We start from the raw sequence: 19540 nt of genomic DNA, 5'->3' as shown, positions 1-19540 counted from the left end.
CACCATCGCCCGTCGCGGAGCCGCCGCGCCGCAAACCCGCCCTCCGCCCCCGGCACGTTTTACGGCCGGGGCGGGGGATCCGATGCAGCCCCGCCGCGGCCGTCACCCCACTCAACGACCAGTCCCCGAAAGGGTTGCGGGCACGAAGCGACGGAACCGCCACGACCACCCGTGTGAGGGACACCCGGGCTGTTTGCTTCCCTACCTGTCGGGCTCTGAGACCTGGTCGACGTCGGCCCGAAGGCGAGCACCGCGTCACAGCCACCCGTTGCGGCTGAACAGCCGGTGGATCGACACGCACGCGATCAGCATCACGATCAGCGCGGCCGGATAGCCCCACCACTGGTGCAGTTCCGGCATGTGGTCGAAGTTCATCCCGTAGATGCCCGCGATCATCGTCGGCACGGCGGCGATGGCCGCCCAGGCCGAGATCTTGCGCATGTCCTCGTTCTGCCGCACGCCCACCTGGGCGAGGTTCGCGCTCAGCACGTCGGACAGCAGCCGGTCGAACGAGTCGACCTGCTCGTTCACCTTGGCGAGACCGTCGCCGACGTCGCGGAAGAACGGCCGCGTCTCGGCGGGGATGTATGTCACCTCGGTCGCGGACAGCCGCCGTATGGGATCCGTCAGCGGCTGCGCGGCCCGCCGGAACTCCAGCACCTCGCGCTTCAGCAGGTAGATCCGCTCCGCGTCGTTGTCGCGGTGCTCGGAGAAGACCCGGCCCTCCAGCTCCTGGAGGTCCGTCTCCAGCTCGCTCGAGACCGTCACATAGGTGTCGACCACCGCATCGCACACCGCGTACATCACCGCGCCGGGCCCGTGCTGCAGCACGGTCTGCTTCTTCTCCAGGCGCTTGCGCACCCCGGTCAGCGGGTTGGCCGCCCCGTGCCGCACCGTGACGATGAACGAGTCGCCGATGAAGATCATCAGCTCGCCGGTCTCCACCGACGACGTCTCGTCGATGTAGTGCAGCGTCTTGAGCACCATGAAGACCGAGTCGTCGTACTCCTCCAGCTTCGGCCGCTGGTGGGCGTGCAGCGCGTCCTCGACGGCCAGCGGATGCAGCCCGAACTCGCTCGTCACGAGAGCGAACTCGCTCTCGGTCGGCTCGTACAGCCCGATCCACAGGAAGGCATCGCCGCTCGCGCGCGCTTCGTCGAGCGCGTCCGAGAAATCGGCGGGGCCCTCCGTACGGACGCCCTTGCGGTAGATGGCACAGTCCACGATCACGCCCGCCATTCTGGCCCGTCCCGGCCCCCGATGGGGCAAACCGGTGCCCGGCCTGTGGACAACCGGGCCGCTGGGCAGCGCATCGGCGCACAAACGCACCGTCTGCCGGATCCCCGTAGAGTGCTCGGATGGCGACGCTGCTTCTGGTCCGGCACGGCCGGACCACCGCGAACTCCTCGGGTGTCCTGGCCGGCTGGTCTCCGGGGGTGTCCCTCGACGACCGCGGCCGCGAACAGGCGGCGGCCCTCGCCGCCCGGATCGCCCCGGTGCCGCTGGCCGCCGTGGTCTCCAGCCCGCTCGACCGCTGCCGCGAGACCGCCGCGGAAATCGCCGCCGCCCGGGAAGGCACCAAGCTCGCACTCGACGCCGGCGTGCAGGTCGACGAGCGGGTCGGCGAATGCCGCTACGGCGACTGGACCGGGCAGGAAATCGGCAAGCTGGCGAAAGACCCGCTGTGGCAGGTCGTGCAGAACCACCCCAGCGCCGTCGTCTTCCCCGGCCCGGAAGGCGAAGCGCTGCGCGATACGCAAGCCCGCGCGGTCAACGCCGTCCGGGACTGGAACGCGCGCCTGGAAGCCGAGCACGGCCCCGACGTGCAGTACCTGGTCTGCTCGCACGGCGACGTCATCAAGGCGATCGTGGCCGACGCGCTCGGCATGCACCTCGACCTCTTCCAGCGCATCGTCGTCGACCCGTGTTCGCTCACCGTCGTGCACTACGGCCGGACGCGCCCGTTCGTCGCGCGCCTGAACGACACCGGCGGGGGTGTCGAGGCACTGCTGCCCGCCCCCAAACGCCGCCGCCGCGCGAAGAACGCGCCCCCGGCGGACGATGCGGTGGTGGGCGGCGGAGCCGGGGCACCGTAGGGTGCAGCGAGGGCCGACGGAATAGCGCAGCCTCGGCGCGCGTTCCCGATGGCCGCCATGTCCAGTACGTACGAGTAGTACGGAGCAACTCGTGCCCCGCCAGGTCTTCCTGTACGACCCCCCGGAGCGTTTCGTCGCCGGGACGGTCGGCGAACCGGGACAGCGCACCTTCTTCCTGCAAGCCGCCTCCAGTGGCCGCGTGACCAGCGTCGCCCTGGAGAAGCAGCAGGTCGCGGTGCTCGCCGAGCGCGTCGACGAACTCCTCGACGAGCTGGTGCGGCGCAGCGGCGGCGAGACGACCGTGCCCGCCGTCGCGCCGTCCGACCTGGAGGACGCGGCACCGCTGGAGGTGCCGATCCTCGAGGAGTTCCGCGTCGGCACCATGGCCCTCGCGTGGGACTCGGACGCCGAGCGCCTCGTCGTCGAGGCGCAGGCCCAGATCCCCGACGACGAGAACCCCGAGGACACGCTCCTCGGCGAGGACGACGAGGACGGCCCGCCGCTGCTGCGCGTGCGCCTCACCGGTCCGATGGCCCGCGCGTTCGCCAAGCGCGCGCTGCTCGTGGTCGCCGCGGGCCGGCCTTCGTGCCCGTTCTGCGGTCTGCCCATGGACGCCGAGGGCCACATTTGCCCGAGAGCGAACGGCTACCGGCGCTGAGCGGCGGAAACGTCGGCAGCCCGCTGGACACCGCGGCCGCCGAAGAGCTGCTGGCCCGCGGCGAGATCACCGTCGAGGGCCGGCTGACCGATGCGTCCAACGCGACGCTGTACTGCCGCGTCGAACTGGACGGCGTGGCACGCCAGTGCGTGTGGAAGCCGGTCGCGGGCGAGCGGCCGCTGTGGGACTTCCCGGACGGCACCCTCGCCGGGCGCGAAGTGGCCACCTACCTGTTGTCCGAAGCCACCGGCTGGGGGATCGTCCCGCCGACCGTGCTGCGCGACGGCCCCTACGGCACGGGCATGTGCCAGCTGTGGATAGACGGCGACCCGGGTGACGGCCTCGTCGACCTCCAGGAGACGCCGCAGCCAGGCTGGCTGCCGATCGTGCAGGTCGCGCTCGACGACGGCGAGGGCGGCTCGACGCCCGCCTACCTGACGCATGCGGACACCGGCGCGCTGCGCCGCGTCGCGGTCTTCGACGTGGTCGCCAACAACGCCGACCGCAAGGGCGGCCATTTGCTGCCCGGCCCCGACGGGCGCGTGTACGGCATCGACCACGGGATCTGCCTCCACACCGAGGACAAGCTGCGGACCCTGCTGTGGGGCTGGGCGGGCGAGGAGCTGCCGGCCGAAGCGCTGGACACCCTGTCCCGGCTCGCCGCGGAACTCGACGACCCGAAGGGGCCGTTGGCGAGCGCCCTCGGCGAGCACCTGACCGCCGCCGAGGTCGACGCGGTCCGCGCCCGGATCGCGGGCCTGCGGCAAAGCCGAAGGCACCCCCTGCCGACGCCGGGGCGTCGGCCGGCGGTGCCTTGGCCGTTGATCTGAACCGCTTGCTCAGCCGACGTGGAGCGCGGGCGACGCGGCCGCCGAGCGTTCCGCGTCCGGCGTGGCGCCGGTGCCCGGTTCCTCGGCCTGCTGCTTCGGCCGCGGCGTGTTCATGATCAGGCCGACCAGCAGCGCCGCGCCCAGCAGCATGAACCCGGCGTACATCGTCGCCGTCGTGTACCCGTGCACCAGGCCCTCGTGGACGCCGCGCGGCGTCGTCGGCGGGTGCGACTTCAGGTAGTCCGCCTTGGCGCTCGTCGAAATCGTGCTCAGCAGCGCGATACCGATCGAACCGCCCACCTGCTGCGACGTGTTGGCCATGGCGGAGGCGATGCCCGCCTCGTGCGGGGCCACGCCGTGGGTCGCGTAGTTCATCGCGGACGACATCACCAGGCCGGCGCCGATGCCGACGAGCACCTCGGACGGCATGATCCACGTCCAGAAGCCGGTGTCCACGTCCATCCGCGACAGCATGAACATCGCCACCGACGACAGCAGCAGACCCGGTACCACGAGCATCCGCGGCGGGACCTTCGTGATCAGTCGCGGCGTGATGCCGGCGCCCGCGATCACCACGCCGACGGACATCGGCAGGAACGCGCACCCGGCACGCACCGGCGAGTAGCCCTTGACGACCTGCAGGTAGAACGTCAGGAACAGGAACAGCCCGAACATGCCGATCACCGCGAGGCCGATCGCCGTGTAGGCGCCGCCGCGAGTCCGGTTCAGCACCACCCGCAGCGGCAGCAGCGGCCCGTCGACGCGGGTCTCGACGTACACGAATGCGGCCAGCAGTGCCGCACCGCCGATCAGCAGGCCCACGATGAGCGCCGAACCCCAGCCCTTGGACTCGGCCTCGCTGAGCGCGTACACGATCGCGAACAGTCCGGACGTGGCCAGCGCCAGTCCCGGCAGGTCGAACCGGGCGCGGCCGGCCGCGCGCGTCTCCGTCAGCACCATGTAGGCGCCCGTCCCGGCGACCAACGCCACCGGCACGTTCACGTAGAAGCACCAGCGCCAGTCCAGGTACTCCGTCAGCGCGCCGCCGAGCACCAGCCCGAGCGCGCTGCCGCCGCCGGCGATCGCACCGAAGATGCCGAATGCCTTGGCGCGCTCCTTCGCGTCGGTGAAGAGCACCGCCAGCAGCGACAGCGCGGCCGGCGCCAGCAGCGCCCCGAAACCGCCCTGCAAGGCGCGGGCCGCCAGCAGCAGCCCGAACGACTGGGCGGCGCCACCCAACGCGGACGCCACCGCGAAACCGGACAAGCCGATGAGGAAGGTCCGTTTGCGGCCCATGTAGTCCGCGATCCGGCCGCCCATCAGCAGCAGGCTGCCGAATGCGAGCGTGTATGCGGTGAGCACCCACTGCTTGCCCGAGTCGGACACGTCGAAGGATTTCGCCGCCGACGGAAGGGCGATGTTCACGATCGTCACGTCGATGATGACCATGAGCTGGGCGAGCGCGATGAACGCGAGCGCGACCCAGCGCTTCGGGTTCACCGGTGGCGCGCCGCTCCTGAGTTCGTCCGTGGCTGCGTCTTCCTTGGACATGTTCGGAGCGGAGGCCGCGGCGGGGGTGGCCGAGGAATCCATGGTGATCGCCTTCTTCATCAGCGTTCTGCGTATGGGGGTCGCGCTGTTCCTGAGGGGATGCGGTGGCGAGCGGCGGGCCCGCGCGCCCGCACAGGTCACCCGGGTGCGGAGCCGTTCTCGTTCTTGTGCGCCGCGTGCAGCTCGGCGCGGATCCGGTCGAAGTCCGCCAATGTGACGAGCGGCGGCGGCAAACTGTGACGTGCTGGGGTGCCGTCGCTGCGCAGGCCGTCGAGGTAGATGTCGAGCTGGCGGTGCGCCAGGCGGTCGTCCACGAGCAGCTTGGTGACCGCCGGAAGCGCACGGCACAGCCGGATCACCATGAGCGTGATGTCGCCGAAGGCCACATCGGGACGCACCAGGCCGGCCGCCTGCGCTTCCCGCAGCAGCTCCTCGATGGGGCTGCCCAGGCCCCGCCGTGCGTTGTCCAGCTCGTCGTCGAAGTCCACGCAGCCGACCAGCGCGGGCATGGCCGCGCCGATCTTCTGGTCGAGTGCGACGTGCATGAAGCGGCGCAGCGCGTCGAACGGGTCGGCGGCCTCCTCGCGGACGGCCTGCACCGTGTCGGACAGCACCGTGAACGTGTGCAGGACGACGCCGCGGATCAGCGCCTCGCGGTCCGGGAAGCGGCGGTACAGCGTGGCGATGCCGACGCCCGCGCGCCGGGCGATCTCGTCCAGCGGCGCGTCCGGGCCCGCCTCGATGAAGACGTCGCGCGCCGCGTCGAGGATCAGCCGCCGATTGCGCAGCGCGTCCGCCCGCATCCGGCCGGGCTTGCCGCCCGGGGCGGACCCGTCCGGCGTCGTCCCGGGGGTCTTCCCCGGCGCCTGCGGGGGGTCGGCTGCTGCGCCCATTGCGGATCTCCTCGGGCCACGGAAACGGTCACGGCATCGGTCACGGCAATACTCACGAACAGGAGGTGGAGAGATTCCCTCCACTTAACTGATTCGACCGTAGCAGAAGCGGAGAGATTCTCTCCACTACCTTCGGGGGCGGATTCGCCGGAGCCTTCGCGCACGCGTTCGCCCGGCTGCCGGTCGCCGCGCACGCGACCCCTGCCGTTACGCTCTTATGCATGTATGCCTGGCCCGCACCCGAGCTGCCCGTCCTCCCAGGTCAGGGCGCATCCCTGCGCGTGTTCGACAGCGCCGCGCGGGACTTCGTGACGACCGCCCCAGGGCCGGTGGCCCGGCTGTACGTCTGCGGCATCACGCCGTACGACGCCACGCACATGGGGCACGCCGCCACCTACGTCGCCTTCGACCTCCTCCAGCGGGCCTGGCACGACGCCGGGCACCGCGTGCACTACGTGCAAAACGTCACCGACGTGGACGACCCGCTGCTGGCGCGCGCCGCCCGCGACGGCGAAGACTGGACCGCCCTCGCCGAACGCGAGACCGCGCTGTTCCGCGACGACATGACGGCCCTGCGCGTCCTGCCGCCGGACCACTACGTCGGTGTCGTCGAAGCGATCGACCGGATCGTGCCGCTCGTCGTCGACCTGCGCGACAAGGGCGCCGCCTACGAGGTCGACGGCGACGTCTACTTCTCCGTCGCCTCCGACGAACGCTTCGGCGGCGTCTCCGGGTTCAGCGCCGAGGAGATGCTGCGGCTGTCCGCCGAACGCGGCGGCGACCCGGAGCGCCCCGGCAAGAAGAACCCGCTCGACCCGCTGCTGTGGCGCGCCGCCCGCGACGGCGAACCGTCCTGGCCCAGCCCGCTCGGCCCCGGCCGCCCCGGCTGGCACATCGAATGCGTGGCCATCGCGCTCGAACACCTCGGCATGGCGTTCGACGTCCAGGGCGGCGGCTCCGACCTCGTCTTCCCGCACCACGAGATGGGCGCGTCGCACGCGCAGGTCGCCACCGGCGAAGCCCCGTACGCCAAGGCTTACGTGCACGCCGGCATGGTCGCCCTGCACGGCGAGAAGATGTCGAAGTCGCGCGGCAACCTCGTCTTCGTCTCCAAGCTCCGCGAAGCCGGCATCGACCCGATGGCGATGCGCCTCGTGCTGCTCGCCCACCACTACCGGTCCGACTGGGAGTGGACCGACGACGTCCTCGCCACCGCCGAACTCCGCCTCGGCCGCTGGCGCGCCGCCGTCTCCCGCCCCGACGGCCCCCCGGCCGACGACCTGCTCGCCGCACTCCGCGACCGCCTCGCCGACGACCTGGACGCCCCCGGCGCCCTCGCCGCGATGGACGCGTGGGCCGAAAAGCAGCTCCGGGAAGGCGGCAGCGACCAAGGCGCCCCCGGCGTCGCGTCGCGCGCCGTCGACGCCCTGCTGGGCATCGCACTCTGAGCCGATCAGCCGCGCAACACGACGAAGCGCCCGAGCCGTGAAAGGCTCGGGCGCTTCGTCGTTGCGGTGCCGTACTCGGCTGTGCGGCGCGCTGTTCGACGGAACGGGGCGGCGTGCCCCGCGCGCGGGGTCAGTACCGCTCGTGGAATCCGCTCGGCTCGGGACGGCCCGGCGCCCGCGGCGGCGGCACCTGCTGCACGTACTGCTGCGGCGCGCCCGGGGCCGGCCGGTAGCCCTGCGGGGCGCCCGGGGCGGGACGGTAGTTCTGCGGAAGCGGCTGCATTCCGCCCGCGTACGGCTGCGGCGCGGCGGCGTACTGCCCGCTGTGCTGCACCGGCATCGGGGCGGCGGGAAGCGCCGGCGGCAGGGCCGCGGGGGCGCCGTAGCCGGCGTTCGGGTACGGCGAACCGCCTTGCGGCGCCGGGGAGTACGCCCCCGACTGCACGCTCGGGTAGTTGCCGCTCGTCGCGCCGTACGCCGAACTGCCGTACGACGGAGGCGAATACGAGGACGGGAGCGCGGGCAGCGCCGGCAGTGCCGGGCGCTCGCCGAAGCGCGAGTAGTGTCCGAGCCCCGTGAAGTCCGGCGCGGGCACATGCATGGGACCGATCTCCGGACGGCCTCGCTCGGCCACCAGACGGTCGTAGATCGGAGTCTCCGAATACGGCGAATAGAAGCCGCCGTCAAAGGCACGAGCCGAGGTCATGGCCGCTAAGGTACGCGATTCCCGCCCGTTGCGAACCCCCTTCGACGTGTCGAATTTCCGAGGTTCCCGTTGCTTTTCCGCCAACGCGCCGAAGCACCCCGCGAAGGCGCAACATGCGCGCAACACAACAGGGGTGTGATAGGGCGATTCGCTCGGATTGGCCCATTCGCGTGGGGATGTGCGGCGAACTGTGGTCTTTCCGGAACTCGCGGAGCATGATGACCGTCTGCCCCGCCGCCCCGCATGACCTACCCGCACCGGGAGGGCCGACACCATGCGCGATGAAAGACGTGAAACCCGGGGGCCCGCCGGGAGGTTCGACGAGCGACCGGCGGCTTCGGGGCCACCGGGCGCGCCGCGCTCCGACGGGCGGCGCCGCGGGTCCGCGAGCGAGTCCGACGAGCCTTCCGGCGACGCCGCCATCGACGCGCGCCTCCCGCCCGCCGGGCCGCCCGACCCGCCGCCGCCCGACGGCGTGCTGCGGGACCGGATCCGGTCCGGCTGGCTCGGCCGGTGCGCGGGAGCGGAGTGGCCCGCCCCCGCCCCTGCCCGGCACCCCGGACTCGTCGACCGCCACGGCCCCGTCGACCACGCGGTGCTCACCCTGCGGCTCCTGGAACTGCACGGGCCCGGGTTCACCCACGACCAGATGGCGTCGCTCTGGCTGCTGACCCTGCCGTTCCTGCGGCCCGGCGGCGACGAGCGCGACGCGTACCGGAACCTCGTCGACGGCGTCGTGGATCCGGCGGCGGTGCCGGTCACCCGCGAGAACGACGACGCTCTCGCCCGCGCCGACCTGTACGGCTACCTCGCCCCCGGCGACCCGCGCCGGGCCGCCCGGCTCGCCCGCAAAGACGCCCAGTTGTCGCATGCGGCGAGCGGGCTGTACGCCGCGATGTGGGTCGCCGCCCTGGCCGCTGCCGCCTTCACGGCCCGCAGTGCCGCCGAGGCGGTCTCCGTATCGCTGCGGCATGTCCCGTCCCGCACCCGGCTGTTCGAGGCGCTCTGCGACGTCCTGGTGGCTCACGCGCGCGGCCGGGAGTGGGACGACGCGCTGGCGGAGATCCGGGCGGCCCACGAGCGCTACGGCGCCCGCCATGCGATCGGCAGCGCGTCCTCGATCGCGGCCGCCCTGCTGTGGGGCGACGGCGACTGGCAGCGCTGCGTCGACCTGGCCGCGGCCGGCGGCGGCGACCCGGAGACGAACGCCGCCGCGGTCGGCTCTATCGCGGGGGTCCTCGCCGGCACCGCGGGGCTTCCCGTCGAATGGCGGCACGCGGCGGCCGACCGGGTGAACACGGCGGTGCCCGACGCGGGGGAGTGCCGCATCGCCGACTTGGCGGAGCGGACGTTCGCGGTGGCGCGGGCCGGGGCGCGGTAGGCCCCCGCCCGCGCCGCGGCGGGCTTCAGCCCTCGTCCGCCGCCAGGTGCGCCTGGATCCGCACGACCGCGTCCGCGACCCCCAGGACCGTCGCCTCGTCCATGTGCGACCACAGCGGCACCGTCAGCACCCGGTCGGCCATCGCCTCCGTCACCGGCAGCGGCCGCTGCTCGGCAAGCCCCTCGTACGCCTTCTGCCGGTGCACGGCCGGGTAGAAGTACCGCCGCGAGTCGATCCCTTCCGCCCGCAACAGCTCCGCCAGCTTCGCCGCGCCGCAGCCGAACGCGTCCGGGTCGACGATCAGCGTCAGGTCCTTCCACGTCGACGTGTCGCCCTCGGCGAGCGCCGGAAGCCGCACCCCCGGCAGCCCGGTGATCCGGGCGCCGAACGCCGCCGCCAGCGCCCCCCGGTGCGCGATCCGCTCGGGCAGCGACCGCAGCGATACGAGCGCCAACGCGGCGTGCAGTTCCGACATGCGCGCGTTCAAGCCCGCGAACACGCAGTCGTAGTCGCCCGGATTGCCGTACCCGCGGCCCAGCCGCAAGGTCTCCGCCAGCGCGCCGTCGTGCGTCGCGATCAGCCCGCCCTCGGCCGCCACCACGACCTTCGTCGGGCTGAGGCTGAACACCTCCGCCGTCCCGAACCCGCCCACCGCGCGGCCCGCCCGGCGGCTGCCGAACCCGTGCGCGGCGTCGTACAGCAGCGGCACCCCGGCATCCGAGGCGACCTTCGCCAACTCCTCGACGCGGCACGGCGTCCCGTAGACGTGCGTGGCCATCAGCGCACCCGCGCCCGGCGCCAGCGCGGCCGCGGCGTCGGCCGGGTCCAGCGTCAGCGTGCCTTCGTCGACCTCCGCGAAGACCGGCGCCCCGCCCGCCCATACCGCCGCGTGCGCGGTCGCCGAGAACGTGAAGCTCGGCATCACGACCCGCCGCCCCGACACCCCGAACGCCTGCAGCGCCAGCATCAGGCCGCTTGTGCAGTTCGACACCGCGACCACGTGCGGAACGCCGAGGAACTCCGCGGCGGCCTCCTCCAGTTCGCGGACCGTCGCACCGTTCGTCAGCTGCCCGCTCGCCAGGATCGCGGAGAACCGGCTCTCCACCTCCGCCTGGTCCGGCACCGCCACCCGGGTCAGCGGCAGCCCCTCCGGGAACGCCGGAGCCCCGCCCAGGAAAGCCGGAAGCCCCGCCCCGCCCTCGTTCACCGCCATTGCGAATCCCCCCTCCCTGCGGCCGGGACGCCCGCCCCGGCCGAACCGTCCGATCCCGAACCCCGTGCTCCCGAACCCTGTGCTTCCGAACCCCGTGCTCCCGAACCCGGTGCGCCCAAACCCGGTGCGCCCGCCGCCTTGGCCCCCACGCCATCGGCCGCCGCCGGGACCCGCTTCCGCCGCGGAGGCGAACGCTCCGGCGGCGGATCGGGTTTCGGCACACCCAGCAGAATCAAGGCGAACGGAAACACCTGCACCCGCTCCCGGGTGAGGATCCCGAAGTTCTTGATGTTCGCGAATGCCATCGCGAAAACCAGCATGTAGACCAGCGCGAACGCCAAATAGGGCCGTCTCACCAACAATGCCGGAATGCGCCGCAAACGCACCAGCGACGTCACCACCAAGCCCATCAGCACAACGCCTTCGAGCGACGCCAGCAGTGCCTGCATATTGTGCACTTCGAAAGGAAAAGGCCGGAAGAGCACCGTCATCAGCGACTGCGGCAAATGCGACGGCGAAATCGCACTCGTCTGCTCCGCCGCCTGCTGGCCCGAACCGCCCTGCGCCGTCTGCGTCTGCGTCCGGCTCGCCACTTCCGCCGCCGCACCCGCACTCAGATCGGCCGTCCCGAAGAACTTCCCGACCTGCTTCAGCGCCACCACCGCACCCGCGCCCAGCACCACCGCGCCGAACCCGGCCCGCAGCGGCCCCAGCGCCGACACCTGCTGCGGCCTGGTACGCAGCAGGAACGCCACGATCAGTCCGCACATCACCAGCACCGTGATGTGCGGACGCACCATCGTCGCGCCGGTCATGCCGAGCAGCAGGAACACGTACGCGCCGCGCCGCCGCACCAGCAGCAGCGCCGTGCCGTACGCGCACATGCCGAGCGTCAGCAGCATCCACGTGTCCTTGCCGATCCCGGACGGCCAGAACAACAGCGAAGGCAGGAAGAAAACCAACTTGGCATACCGCTTGTGGTCGCCGTCCGGATACGCGATCCCGAACGCGCGCCAGCACAGGTACAGGCCCCAGAAACCCATCCAGGAAAAAACCAGGTATCCGGCCAGGATCGACTGGCCGACGAACGCGTACACGATCCCGGTCACGATCATGATGAAACCGGTGCCGATCACCTTGCGGTGGATGTCCGGGGTGAAGTCGCCGTCCCGGAACGCCACCGCGAGATGCCGCCCCACCAAATCGTAGGTCGCCGCATCGGAGTTGCCGTCGTACAACACGAATGCCATCCAGTACCGCGCGAAACACGCCACCAGCTTGGCCACCAGCGCCCACACGACGATCTTCTGCATCCACGGGTCGTCGTCGCGGGTCAGCCGCTCCAGAATCGGGATGCTGAGCGTCAGCAGCAGAGGGAACACGATCAACGCGCCCCACATGTCGTAGGCGCGGTGCTCCATCGCCCACGCGAACGCCGCCACATAGAAGGCGACGACCGCCGTCGCCGCGACACCCGACCACGGGACGCGCGGAACCCGCGGGCGGCGGCGCGGCAGCGCCCAGCCCGAAACGTCCCCGATCACCGCACCCGGCCCGTCGCGTCGGCGGGATCGCGCGGCAGGCCGCTCAAAAGACCTCCAGGTCACCCAGGGCCAGATGCCAGGAGTTGAGGGTGTGCACGTCCATGCCGTACGGCAGCGGCCGCAGCGGGCGCGCCACCAGCAGCATGCCGGTGCGCGGCGGCACCGCATACCCCGCGTACCGCGCCGCCCGCGCCGCATCCGACCCCGGCGTCAGATGCGTCGCCACGTGGTCGCAGCCCGACAGCCCGGCCGCGGACAGCAGCCGCCGCGCCGTCAACCGGTCGCCCGGCCGGATCAGCAGCTGCGACAGCGTGAACTCGGCCAGCGGCCCGCGGCGCCGCGGACGGCCGAACGCCACCCCGTCCAGCACGCCCTGCCGGTACGCGGCCACCACGCGGTAGTCCAGTCCCGGCGCCGCCCCGTACCGCCAGCGCAGGTACGGCTCCGTCGTGCGCGTCCGCAGCCGGTCCGGCCACAACGCCGCGTCCGCGCCGTCCGCATCCGCGATCAGCTCGGCCAACCCGTTGCACGCCGCCGGGTCCGCGAAGAACTGCCGCGCGGTGGGGAACCGGCAGCGGATCTCCTCGTCGCCGTGCCCGCCCGCCGCGGGGGAGAAGCCCGCGGACAGGCCGGCCGACGCACTCGCCGACGACGAACCCCCGGACGCGTACGAACTGCTCACCGCGCCCCGGGCAGCCGACGGGGTCGGCACGGCCACTGCCGCGGCCGCCGGCGCGCCGCCCTCGGCCTCCGCCGACCGCAGCTCCCGCAAGCCCTTCGCGAACGCCAGCGGCCGGATCGGGTGCAGCGCGATCGGCACCTTGCCGACCTCCTGCCAGCCCATCCGCAGATACCCCGGCAAGCTGTTCGCATTGGGCGTGTTGAACACCAGGTCGGTGTCCTCGCCCAGCCGCTCCAGCAGCCCCAGCGTCAGCTTCGTGAACAGGCCGCGGCCCTGCACGTCCGGCCGCGTCGCGGTGTCCACCGCCCGTACCGCCCGCACCGTCGCGCCCTGGTGCGCGAACTCCCAGCGCAGGAAAAGCCGCACCGCCGCCAAGCGGCCGTCCCCGTCCACCGCCACCAGACCCGGGCTCGACCCGAACGGGTTGTCGCGGTGCTTCCAGTCGAAGAACTCCTGCGTGCGTTCCCCCGTCGGGCCGCCCGCCAAAGCCGCCGCAAGCAGCTCCAGCACCTGGGGCTCGTCGTCCTTTGCCACCTCGCGCACCGTGAATTCAGTCATCGCGCGAGCACCTCTCGATAGACGTCTTCGATCCGCCGCTGCGCACCCGCGACGTCGAACGTCTCCGCACGCAAACGTGCCGCCTTCCCCCACGCGCGGCGGCGCGCCGGATCGGCGGCGGCCTGCGCGAGCGCCGCGGCCAACGCGCCCGGATCACCGGGCGGGACCACGCGCCCCTCGACGCCGTCGGTCACGATCTCCGGCATGCCGCCCACCCGCGTGACGACGACACCCAGACCCGTGGCCATCGCCTCCATGAGCGCGACCGGCAGACCCTCCTGACGCGAGCCAAGCACGAAAAGGTCGAAGGCGGGTAGGAGTTCCGGCACGTCACCGCGGGAGCCGGTGAACACCACCGACCCCGACAGATCCGGCCGGGCCGCGCGCTCGCGCAGCTCCGCCTCCAGCGGCCCGAGCCCGATCAGCACCAGTCGCGCCCCCGGCTCGGCAGCACGCAGCAGCGCATGCGCGTCGAGGATGCCCGCGTGGTCCTTCTTCGGCGTGAAGTTGGCGACCACGGCATAGGTGAACGCGTCCGGATCCAGATCCAGCAGCCGCCGGGCCCGCTCGCGCGCACCCGCACCCGGCACCACGCCGCCCAGATCGGGTCCGTGGTAGACGACACGTACGCCCGACACCGGAAGCCGCGACGGCGCGATGGTGTCCGCGACCGCCTGCGACACCGCGACGACCGCGGAATTGCGGCGGTAGGTCCACGCGTTCGCCAGCCGTGTCGGCGTCCGGTAGCGGTGCCACAGGTTGTGCTCGGTGTGCACCAGCGTCACCCCGCGGCGGATCAGCGTCCGGGCGGCCACCGCGGGGACCGGCATGTGCGTGTGCACGATGTCGTACCCGCGCGCGCTCACCAGCCGCCGCAGCCGCAGCGGCCACGTCCGGTCCGCACGCCCGGCGCCTTCCGCGTCCGCGGCCGAACCGCCGGTGTCGCCGAGGCAGTGCACCATCACCCCGGCAGCTCGGAGCGCCGGAACCAGCGCGTCCTTCCACGGCAGCACATAGGCCACCTCGACCTCGAACCGCTCGGTGTCCACATGCCGCGCGCAGTTGACCAGCAGCTGCTCGGCGCCGCCGCGCCCGAGCCCCTTGGTCAGCCACAGCACCCGCACCTTCGGGACGGGCCCGCCGACACGGGCGGTCACGACCGGTCCTCGCCGGACCGGCCCGGCCGCGGGAAGTAGCCCAGATCGGCCGGGTCGTCGTCGAGGAAGCTGCCGCCGCCGTAACCGTCCGACGCGGAGAACCCGTGCGGTTCGCCCGGCCGCACCGTGATCGTGCGCAACTCCGCGGTGTGCACGAAGGAATCGCCTGCTGCCCTGTCGTCTGCCTTGTCGTCCGCTTTGCCGTCCGCTCCGTAAGGCGGCTCTTCCTGGCCGTCGTCCGACCGCCCGGCCGGCACCGGCGCGGTGCCGTCGCCGAGTTCGGGACGGCGCGCCCAGCTCGGCGCGGAACGCTCGCCGTCCTCCGCCGACTCCTGCGCCGCGGCACGCCCGCGCAGGATCAGCCCGGCCCCCGGCACCGCGAGCCCGGAGCGGCCGCGGCCCGACCGGACGCCCACCGACGACGGGTCGGTGCCGATCAGCGCGATACCCGCCACCGGCACACCGGTCCGGGTCAGCAGCTCGGACACCCGCGACGCCTGGTCCGGCGTCAGGTTGCCGCTCTTCGTGACGACCAGCATCGCGTCGGAGTGCTGGATCAGGTCGTTGGTGTCGTTGGCGAACAGCAGCGGCGCGCTGTCCAGCAGCACGACGTCGGCGTGGTGCCGGGCCCGCGCGATGACCTCGCCGACCCGCAGCAGCAGCGCCGCCGGGTAGCTCGTCGGCGCGCCGCCGGTGATCATCCGCACGTGCGGGATCTCCGTCGCCCGGATCACGTGCTGCAGGTCGGTCTCGCGCTCGGCCAGCAGCAGCTCGGACAGGCCGGTGCCCGGCTTCGTGCCCAAGTACAGGTGTGCCTCGGGATTGCGGAAGTCGCAGTCCAGCACGAGCACCGAACGCCCGGCTTCGGCCAGTGCCGCGGCCAGGTTGCCGACCGTCGTGGTCCGCCCGTCGCCCGGTTTCGGCGACACCACCAGGATCACCGGCGCGGGGTCGGTGAACTGGCGTACCGGAAGCGACGATCCCAGTCCGGTACGGGGCGCTTCGCCGAGCCGGAACGCCAGCCCGGGCGGCCCCGACAGCAGCAGAGCCGAGCGCAGCGACCGGTAGGCCTCCGCGACCGGACTGCCCGGCCGCGCCGCCACCAGCAGCGCATGCCCGGCGCGCATCCGCCGCGACGCCCGGGGCACCTCGGCGATCACCGGCATGCCGAACGCGTCCTCGACCTGCATGCGGTTGCGCAGCCGCATGTCCATGCGGTCCACCATCAGGGCCGCCACCAAGCCCAAGGCGAGGCCGAGCGCGGCGGCCAGCGCCAGCCGCAGCGGACGGGACGTGGGCGCCAGGATGCTGGTCGCCGCCTGCGGGGTGCTGCGCAGGTTGTCCTGCACGATCACGCGCGGGTCGAACAGCGGGTCGGCGAGCTTGCCTTGCAGGTTCAGCTGGGTCTGGTAACTGCTCATCTTCGAATCGCGCTCGGCTTGCAGCAGGCCCTTCTTCGCGGCCGGAGCCTGGGTGATCTGCTGCTCGAGTGCGGAGATGTCGTTGCTCAGCTTGTCCAGGCCCGGCTTCTTGGCGTCCGCGGCGGCCTGCAACTGGGCGCGCTGCTGGTCCTTGAACACCGCGACGGTGGTGTCCGCCCAGGTCCGCGCCAGCGTCTCGGCGTCCGTCTTGGTGGCGTCCTTCGCGGTGATCGTGAGAGTGCCCACCTCGCCGTTGACACCCGTGGTGATCCGGCCCGCCAGCACCGCCGGGTCCTGGTGCAGCTTGGCGCCGACCTGCTTGGCGACCTCGCCCGCATCGGACACCCACTTGACCGTGGTCAGGCTGAAGTCCTTGTTGTCGGCGCTCTCCGGGGCCAGCACGATGTCGATCGAGCTGGTCCACTGGTTGCCGACCGTCTTCGGGTTCGACGGGGTCAGCATGAAACCCGCGACCAACCCCACCGCGAAGCACGCCACCACGAGCTTCCAGCGGCGCTGCAGGACGGAGAAGTAGCTAGAGGTCTCCACCGGTCCCCCTCCGGTTCAACGGAATCGAATGCGCCGCCGAGTGAGCGATCGGGCACGGCGAGTTTTCCGAGCAGGTCAACGGTAGTTCACGGGTTTCTGCCAGGTGGTCCGCTGATGTGCCGGAACTGTGGAGGTTTTCCTGGGACTTGGCATGCCCTTGAAGGCAACTCCCCGGTGCGGTGTGCGGAAGGATCACGTGCCGCTTCCCACCCGTGCGCGCTCGTAGAACTCCACCATGCGGTCGCACACCCGGTCGACCGTGAACGTGCCGGTGAAGCGCGCCAGCGCCGCCTCCGCGCGCATGTTCGCGGAGATCCGGTCCGTGGCCGCGTCGATCAGCGCGGCGGCCAATGCCTCGGCGTCCTCCGGCGGCACCAGCACCGCGCAGTCCTCCGAGCCGACGATCTCGCGCACCGGCGGCAGATCCGTCGCGACCACCGGCACACCCGTGCCCATCGCCTCGATCACCACGCTGCCCAAGCCCTCCCAACGCGAGGACAGCACGAAGACGTCGGCCGCGCCCATGAGTTCCGGGACGTCTTGGCGCTCCCCCAGGAAACGCACGGCGTCCTCGCCGCCGATCCCCGCGGCGGCCGCCCGCAACCGCTCCGTCTGCGAACCCGGCGCGCCGGCCAGCATCAGCACGGCTTCCGGCACCTCGGCCCGCACCCGCGCGAACGCCTCGACCAGGACGTCCAAACCCTTCTGGTACTCCTGCCGCGCGGCGGCCAGCAGCAGCGGCGCCCCCGGCTGCACACCCAACTCGACCCGCATGGCACTCCGGCGCGCCCGCGCCTCGGCCAGCAGCTTCGGATCGCGGCCGCGCGGCACCACATCGATCTTCGACCGCGGCACCGCCAACCGGCGCGCCATCACGTCCCCGACGTGGTCGGTCAGCGCATGGAACCGCCGTACGCCGCGCGCCGTCAGCGCGTCCAGCCCCTGGGCGGCACGCAGTTTCCACCGCCGTAGGTTCGGCGAGGCGAACTGCTCGGGCCCGTAAGCCGAATTCACCAGGCTCGACACCACCGGAACCCGGCACGACACGGCCGCCATCCGGCCCGCCACGTCCGCCTCGAACAGCGTCGTATGGACCAGATCCGGCCGGCGGTCCTTGATCACCCGGCGCAGCCCGGCCACCGACCCGGCCCTCGACCCCCGGTGCACTCCGAACAACGCCGCTCCGGCATCGCTCAACTCCGCCTGAAAACCGTCGATGTCGAGCAGATACGCGACATCCAGCGTGATCCCTCGGCGCATCAAATGCGTCGCGGTCACCGCCAACGCCTGCTCGGCCCCCCCGGCCCGATCGACGCTGTCGATCACGTGCAACACGTGCACGGGCACAACCCCCATATGTCTCCTGAAGCGCCGATCCGCGCCCCAGACCCACCCCGAGTCGGCTCCCCGCACGAGCATGTCATCAGAACCTGCGCGGCGCAGCAGGATGTATGACAACCTGCCATCCCATGCGTTTGACACCACCCCGATCCGGGGTGCTGCACCTGATCACCGACCCCCGGCCGCGCGGCGCCCAGGTGTTCGCGCACGAACTGCACCGGGAACTGCGCGCACGCGGCTGGAACTCGCGGATCGCCGCTCTCGCGCCCCAGGACGACGGCACCCCGCCCGGTGGTTCCGCCGCCACGGCACCGCTGTCAGGCCCGGCGGAAGCCGCCCCGGCGAGCGTGCGCGACGTCGCCGTACTCGGCCCGACCCGCATGCACCCGCGCACCCTGCGCGCGCTGCGCCGCGCCACGGCCGGCGCCGGAGTCGTCGTCGCCCACGGCTCGACCACCCTGCCCGCGTGCACCCTCGCCTTGGCCTTCCGCCGCACGCCGTTCGTGTACGTCAACATCGGCGATCCCCGGCACTGGGCCGCCCGCCCCGACCAACGCCTGCGCGTCGGCGCCATGCTGCACCGCGCCGCCATGACCGCCTCGGTGTCACCGACCGGCCGCGACCTGCTCGTCGCCCACTACCGGCTGCCGGCCGGCAAGGTCCGGGCCATCCCCAACGGCCGCCGCCCCGAGGCGTACCTACGCGTCGACGCCGCCTCCCGGGCCGCCGCCCGCAAGGAACTCGGCATCCCCGACGACGCCGTCGTGATCGCCGTCGTCGGCGCGCTCAGCCGGGAAAAACGCGTCGGCCTCGCCATCGAAGGCTTCGCCCGCCACCTCGTCGGCATCACCGGCGCCGCGGCCACCGCCGACCCGTCCGACCTGCGGCAACGCGAACTTCCGGACGCCGCCCCGCTGCTCCTCGTCGCGGGTGACGGCCCCGAACGCGCCGAACTCGCCGCACTGGCCGACCGGCGCGCGCCCGGGAGGGTGCGATTTCTCGGTACGGTAGGCGACGCCGCACCGGTCTACCGGGCCGCCGACGCGCTGCTGCTCACCAGCGCGAGCGAAGGCGTCCCGGGAGTGCTGGTCGAGGCCGGACTGTCGGGAATCCCGGCGGCCGCGACGGATGTGGGGTTCGTTCGCGACGTCGTCCTCGACGGCCGGACCGGCGCACTTGCCGCGTCCGGAGACCCCGGCGCGGTCGCGGCGGCCATCGGGCGCGCCGTGGCACACCGCGACGCGTGGGGCGCCGCGGCGTACGAGCACTGCACGAAGGCTTTCGCCATGGAGGCCGTCGTCGGTGCCTGGGAAGATCTTTTGCAGTCCGTCATGGCGGAGGCACCGGCCTCCTCGTGATGGTAGACAGGTCGTCACAGGGGGCAGGCCGGGGGAGTTCGGCCGCAACAGGACGTAGCAGACGGTCAGTTGCCGTGCCGGGTGCCGAGCGGGCCGAATGTGGGGCTCTGCTGGGAATGCCCGCGAACTGCCGGTTGATCTCGTACGAGTGATT

At 72.3% G+C, this 19540-nt stretch carries 16 protein-coding genes; 6 read left to right on the top strand and 10 right to left on the bottom strand.

Annotated features, from left to right (window positions below; genetic code table 11):
- Positions 1-255: 255 nt before the first annotated feature.
- Entirely contained in the window at positions 256-1239 is a 984-nt protein-coding gene (corA, locus tag ACPA54_RS35910; RefSeq protein WP_423536286.1) for a magnesium/cobalt transporter CorA, read from the bottom strand.
- A gap of 119 nt (positions 1240-1358) precedes the next feature.
- Between corA and ACPA54_RS35905 the strand changes: the two genes are divergently transcribed.
- From ACPA54_RS35905 to ACPA54_RS35895, 3 genes are all read left to right on the top strand, one after another.
- Entirely contained in the window at positions 1359-2096 is a 738-nt protein-coding gene (locus tag ACPA54_RS35905; RefSeq protein ID WP_423536285.1) for a histidine phosphatase family protein, read from the top strand.
- A 91-nt stretch (positions 2097-2187) separates the two neighbouring features.
- Positions 2188-2754: a DUF3090 domain-containing protein gene (locus ACPA54_RS35900; RefSeq protein WP_423536284.1), complete on the top strand. Its 567-nt coding sequence runs from the start codon at positions 2188-2190 to the stop codon at positions 2752-2754.
- The gene (locus ACPA54_RS35895; RefSeq protein WP_423536282.1) at positions 2724-3584 is read left to right on the top strand and encodes an SCO1664 family protein; all 861 of its coding nucleotides are present in this window, start codon (positions 2724-2726) and stop codon (positions 3582-3584) included. Before ACPA54_RS35900 ends, ACPA54_RS35895 begins: the two co-directional genes overlap by 31 nt.
- 9 nt (positions 3585-3593) lie before the next feature.
- On the opposite strand, the gene ACPA54_RS35890 is transcribed toward ACPA54_RS35895, so the two are convergent.
- Together ACPA54_RS35890 and ACPA54_RS35885 are read right to left on the bottom strand one after the other, a co-directional pair.
- Positions 3594-5135 (bottom strand): MFS transporter, encoded by a 1542-nt coding sequence (locus ACPA54_RS35890; RefSeq protein ID WP_423536335.1) that lies wholly within the window; start codon positions 5133-5135, stop codon positions 3594-3596.
- A 137-nt stretch (positions 5136-5272) separates the two neighbouring features.
- A complete protein-coding gene (locus ACPA54_RS35885; protein ID WP_423536280.1) occupies positions 5273-6028 on the bottom strand; it encodes a TetR/AcrR family transcriptional regulator in 756 nt (251 codons plus the stop codon).
- Between the two features lie 221 nt (positions 6029-6249).
- On the opposite strand from ACPA54_RS35885, the gene mshC reads away from it, so the two are divergent.
- A complete protein-coding gene (gene mshC / locus ACPA54_RS35880) occupies positions 6250-7476 on the top strand; it encodes a cysteine--1-D-myo-inosityl 2-amino-2-deoxy-alpha-D-glucopyranoside ligase (RefSeq protein ID WP_423536278.1) in 1227 nt (408 codons plus the stop codon).
- A 130-nt stretch (positions 7477-7606) separates the two neighbouring features.
- Here mshC and ACPA54_RS35875 read toward each other — a convergent pair whose 3' ends face one another.
- Positions 7607-8182: a DUF6643 family protein gene (locus ACPA54_RS35875; protein ID WP_423536276.1), complete on the bottom strand. Its 576-nt coding sequence runs from the start codon at positions 8180-8182 to the stop codon at positions 7607-7609.
- A gap of 274 nt (positions 8183-8456) precedes the next feature.
- Here ACPA54_RS35875 and ACPA54_RS35870 point away from each other — a divergent pair, with 274 nt between their 5' ends.
- On the top strand, positions 8457-9563 hold the full coding sequence (locus tag ACPA54_RS35870; RefSeq protein WP_423536274.1) for an ADP-ribosylglycohydrolase family protein: 1107 nt from the start codon (positions 8457-8459) through the stop codon (positions 9561-9563).
- 25 nt (positions 9564-9588) lie between these two features.
- Here the strand turns inward: ACPA54_RS35870 and ACPA54_RS35865 are convergent, their stop codons facing one another.
- The 6 genes from ACPA54_RS35865 to ACPA54_RS35840 all read right to left on the bottom strand — a co-directional run bounded on the left by ACPA54_RS35865 (position 9589) and on the right by ACPA54_RS35840 (position 18043).
- Positions 9589-10776 carry a DegT/DnrJ/EryC1/StrS family aminotransferase gene (locus ACPA54_RS35865; protein WP_423536273.1) on the bottom strand — a complete coding sequence of 396 codons (1188 nt, stop codon included), beginning with the start codon at positions 10774-10776 and terminating at the stop codon, positions 9589-9591.
- Positions 10767-12320, bottom strand: a complete 1554-nt coding sequence (locus tag ACPA54_RS35860) for a hypothetical protein (protein WP_423536271.1) — start codon at positions 12318-12320, stop codon at positions 10767-10769. Before ACPA54_RS35860 ends, ACPA54_RS35865 begins: the two co-directional genes overlap by 10 nt.
- Positions 12321-12363: 43 nt before the next feature.
- Positions 12364-13560: a GNAT family N-acetyltransferase gene (locus ACPA54_RS35855; protein ID WP_423536269.1), complete on the bottom strand. Its 1197-nt coding sequence runs from the start codon at positions 13558-13560 to the stop codon at positions 12364-12366.
- Positions 13557-14717, bottom strand: coding sequence for a glycosyltransferase (locus tag ACPA54_RS35850; protein ID WP_423536267.1), 1161 nt, complete (start codon positions 14715-14717; stop codon positions 13557-13559). The genes ACPA54_RS35855 and ACPA54_RS35850 overlap by 4 nt, the downstream gene beginning before the upstream one ends.
- Entirely contained in the window at positions 14714-16687 is a 1974-nt protein-coding gene (locus ACPA54_RS35845) for an AAA family ATPase (protein ID WP_423536266.1), read from the bottom strand. Before ACPA54_RS35845 ends, ACPA54_RS35850 begins: the two co-directional genes overlap by 4 nt.
- 192 nt (positions 16688-16879) lie before the next feature.
- Positions 16880-18043 carry a glycosyltransferase gene (locus ACPA54_RS35840; RefSeq protein WP_423536265.1) on the bottom strand — a complete coding sequence of 388 codons (1164 nt, stop codon included), beginning with the start codon at positions 18041-18043 and terminating at the stop codon, positions 16880-16882.
- 113 nt (positions 18044-18156) lie between these two features.
- Here ACPA54_RS35840 and ACPA54_RS35835 point away from each other — a divergent pair, with 113 nt between their 5' ends.
- The gene (locus ACPA54_RS35835; protein WP_423536263.1) at positions 18157-19386 is read left to right on the top strand and encodes a glycosyltransferase family 4 protein; all 1230 of its coding nucleotides are present in this window, start codon (positions 18157-18159) and stop codon (positions 19384-19386) included.
- The last annotated feature ends 154 nt before the right edge of the window (positions 19387-19540 follow it).

The organism is Uniformispora flossi (assembly GCF_049534875.1).
In the GTDB taxonomy this organism is placed as follows: Bacteria; Actinomycetota; Actinomycetes; order Streptomycetales; family Streptomycetaceae; genus Yinghuangia; species Yinghuangia aomiensis.
Note: the sequence above shows the minus strand (reverse complement) of the source record. Positions and strands in the feature narration are given on the sequence as shown.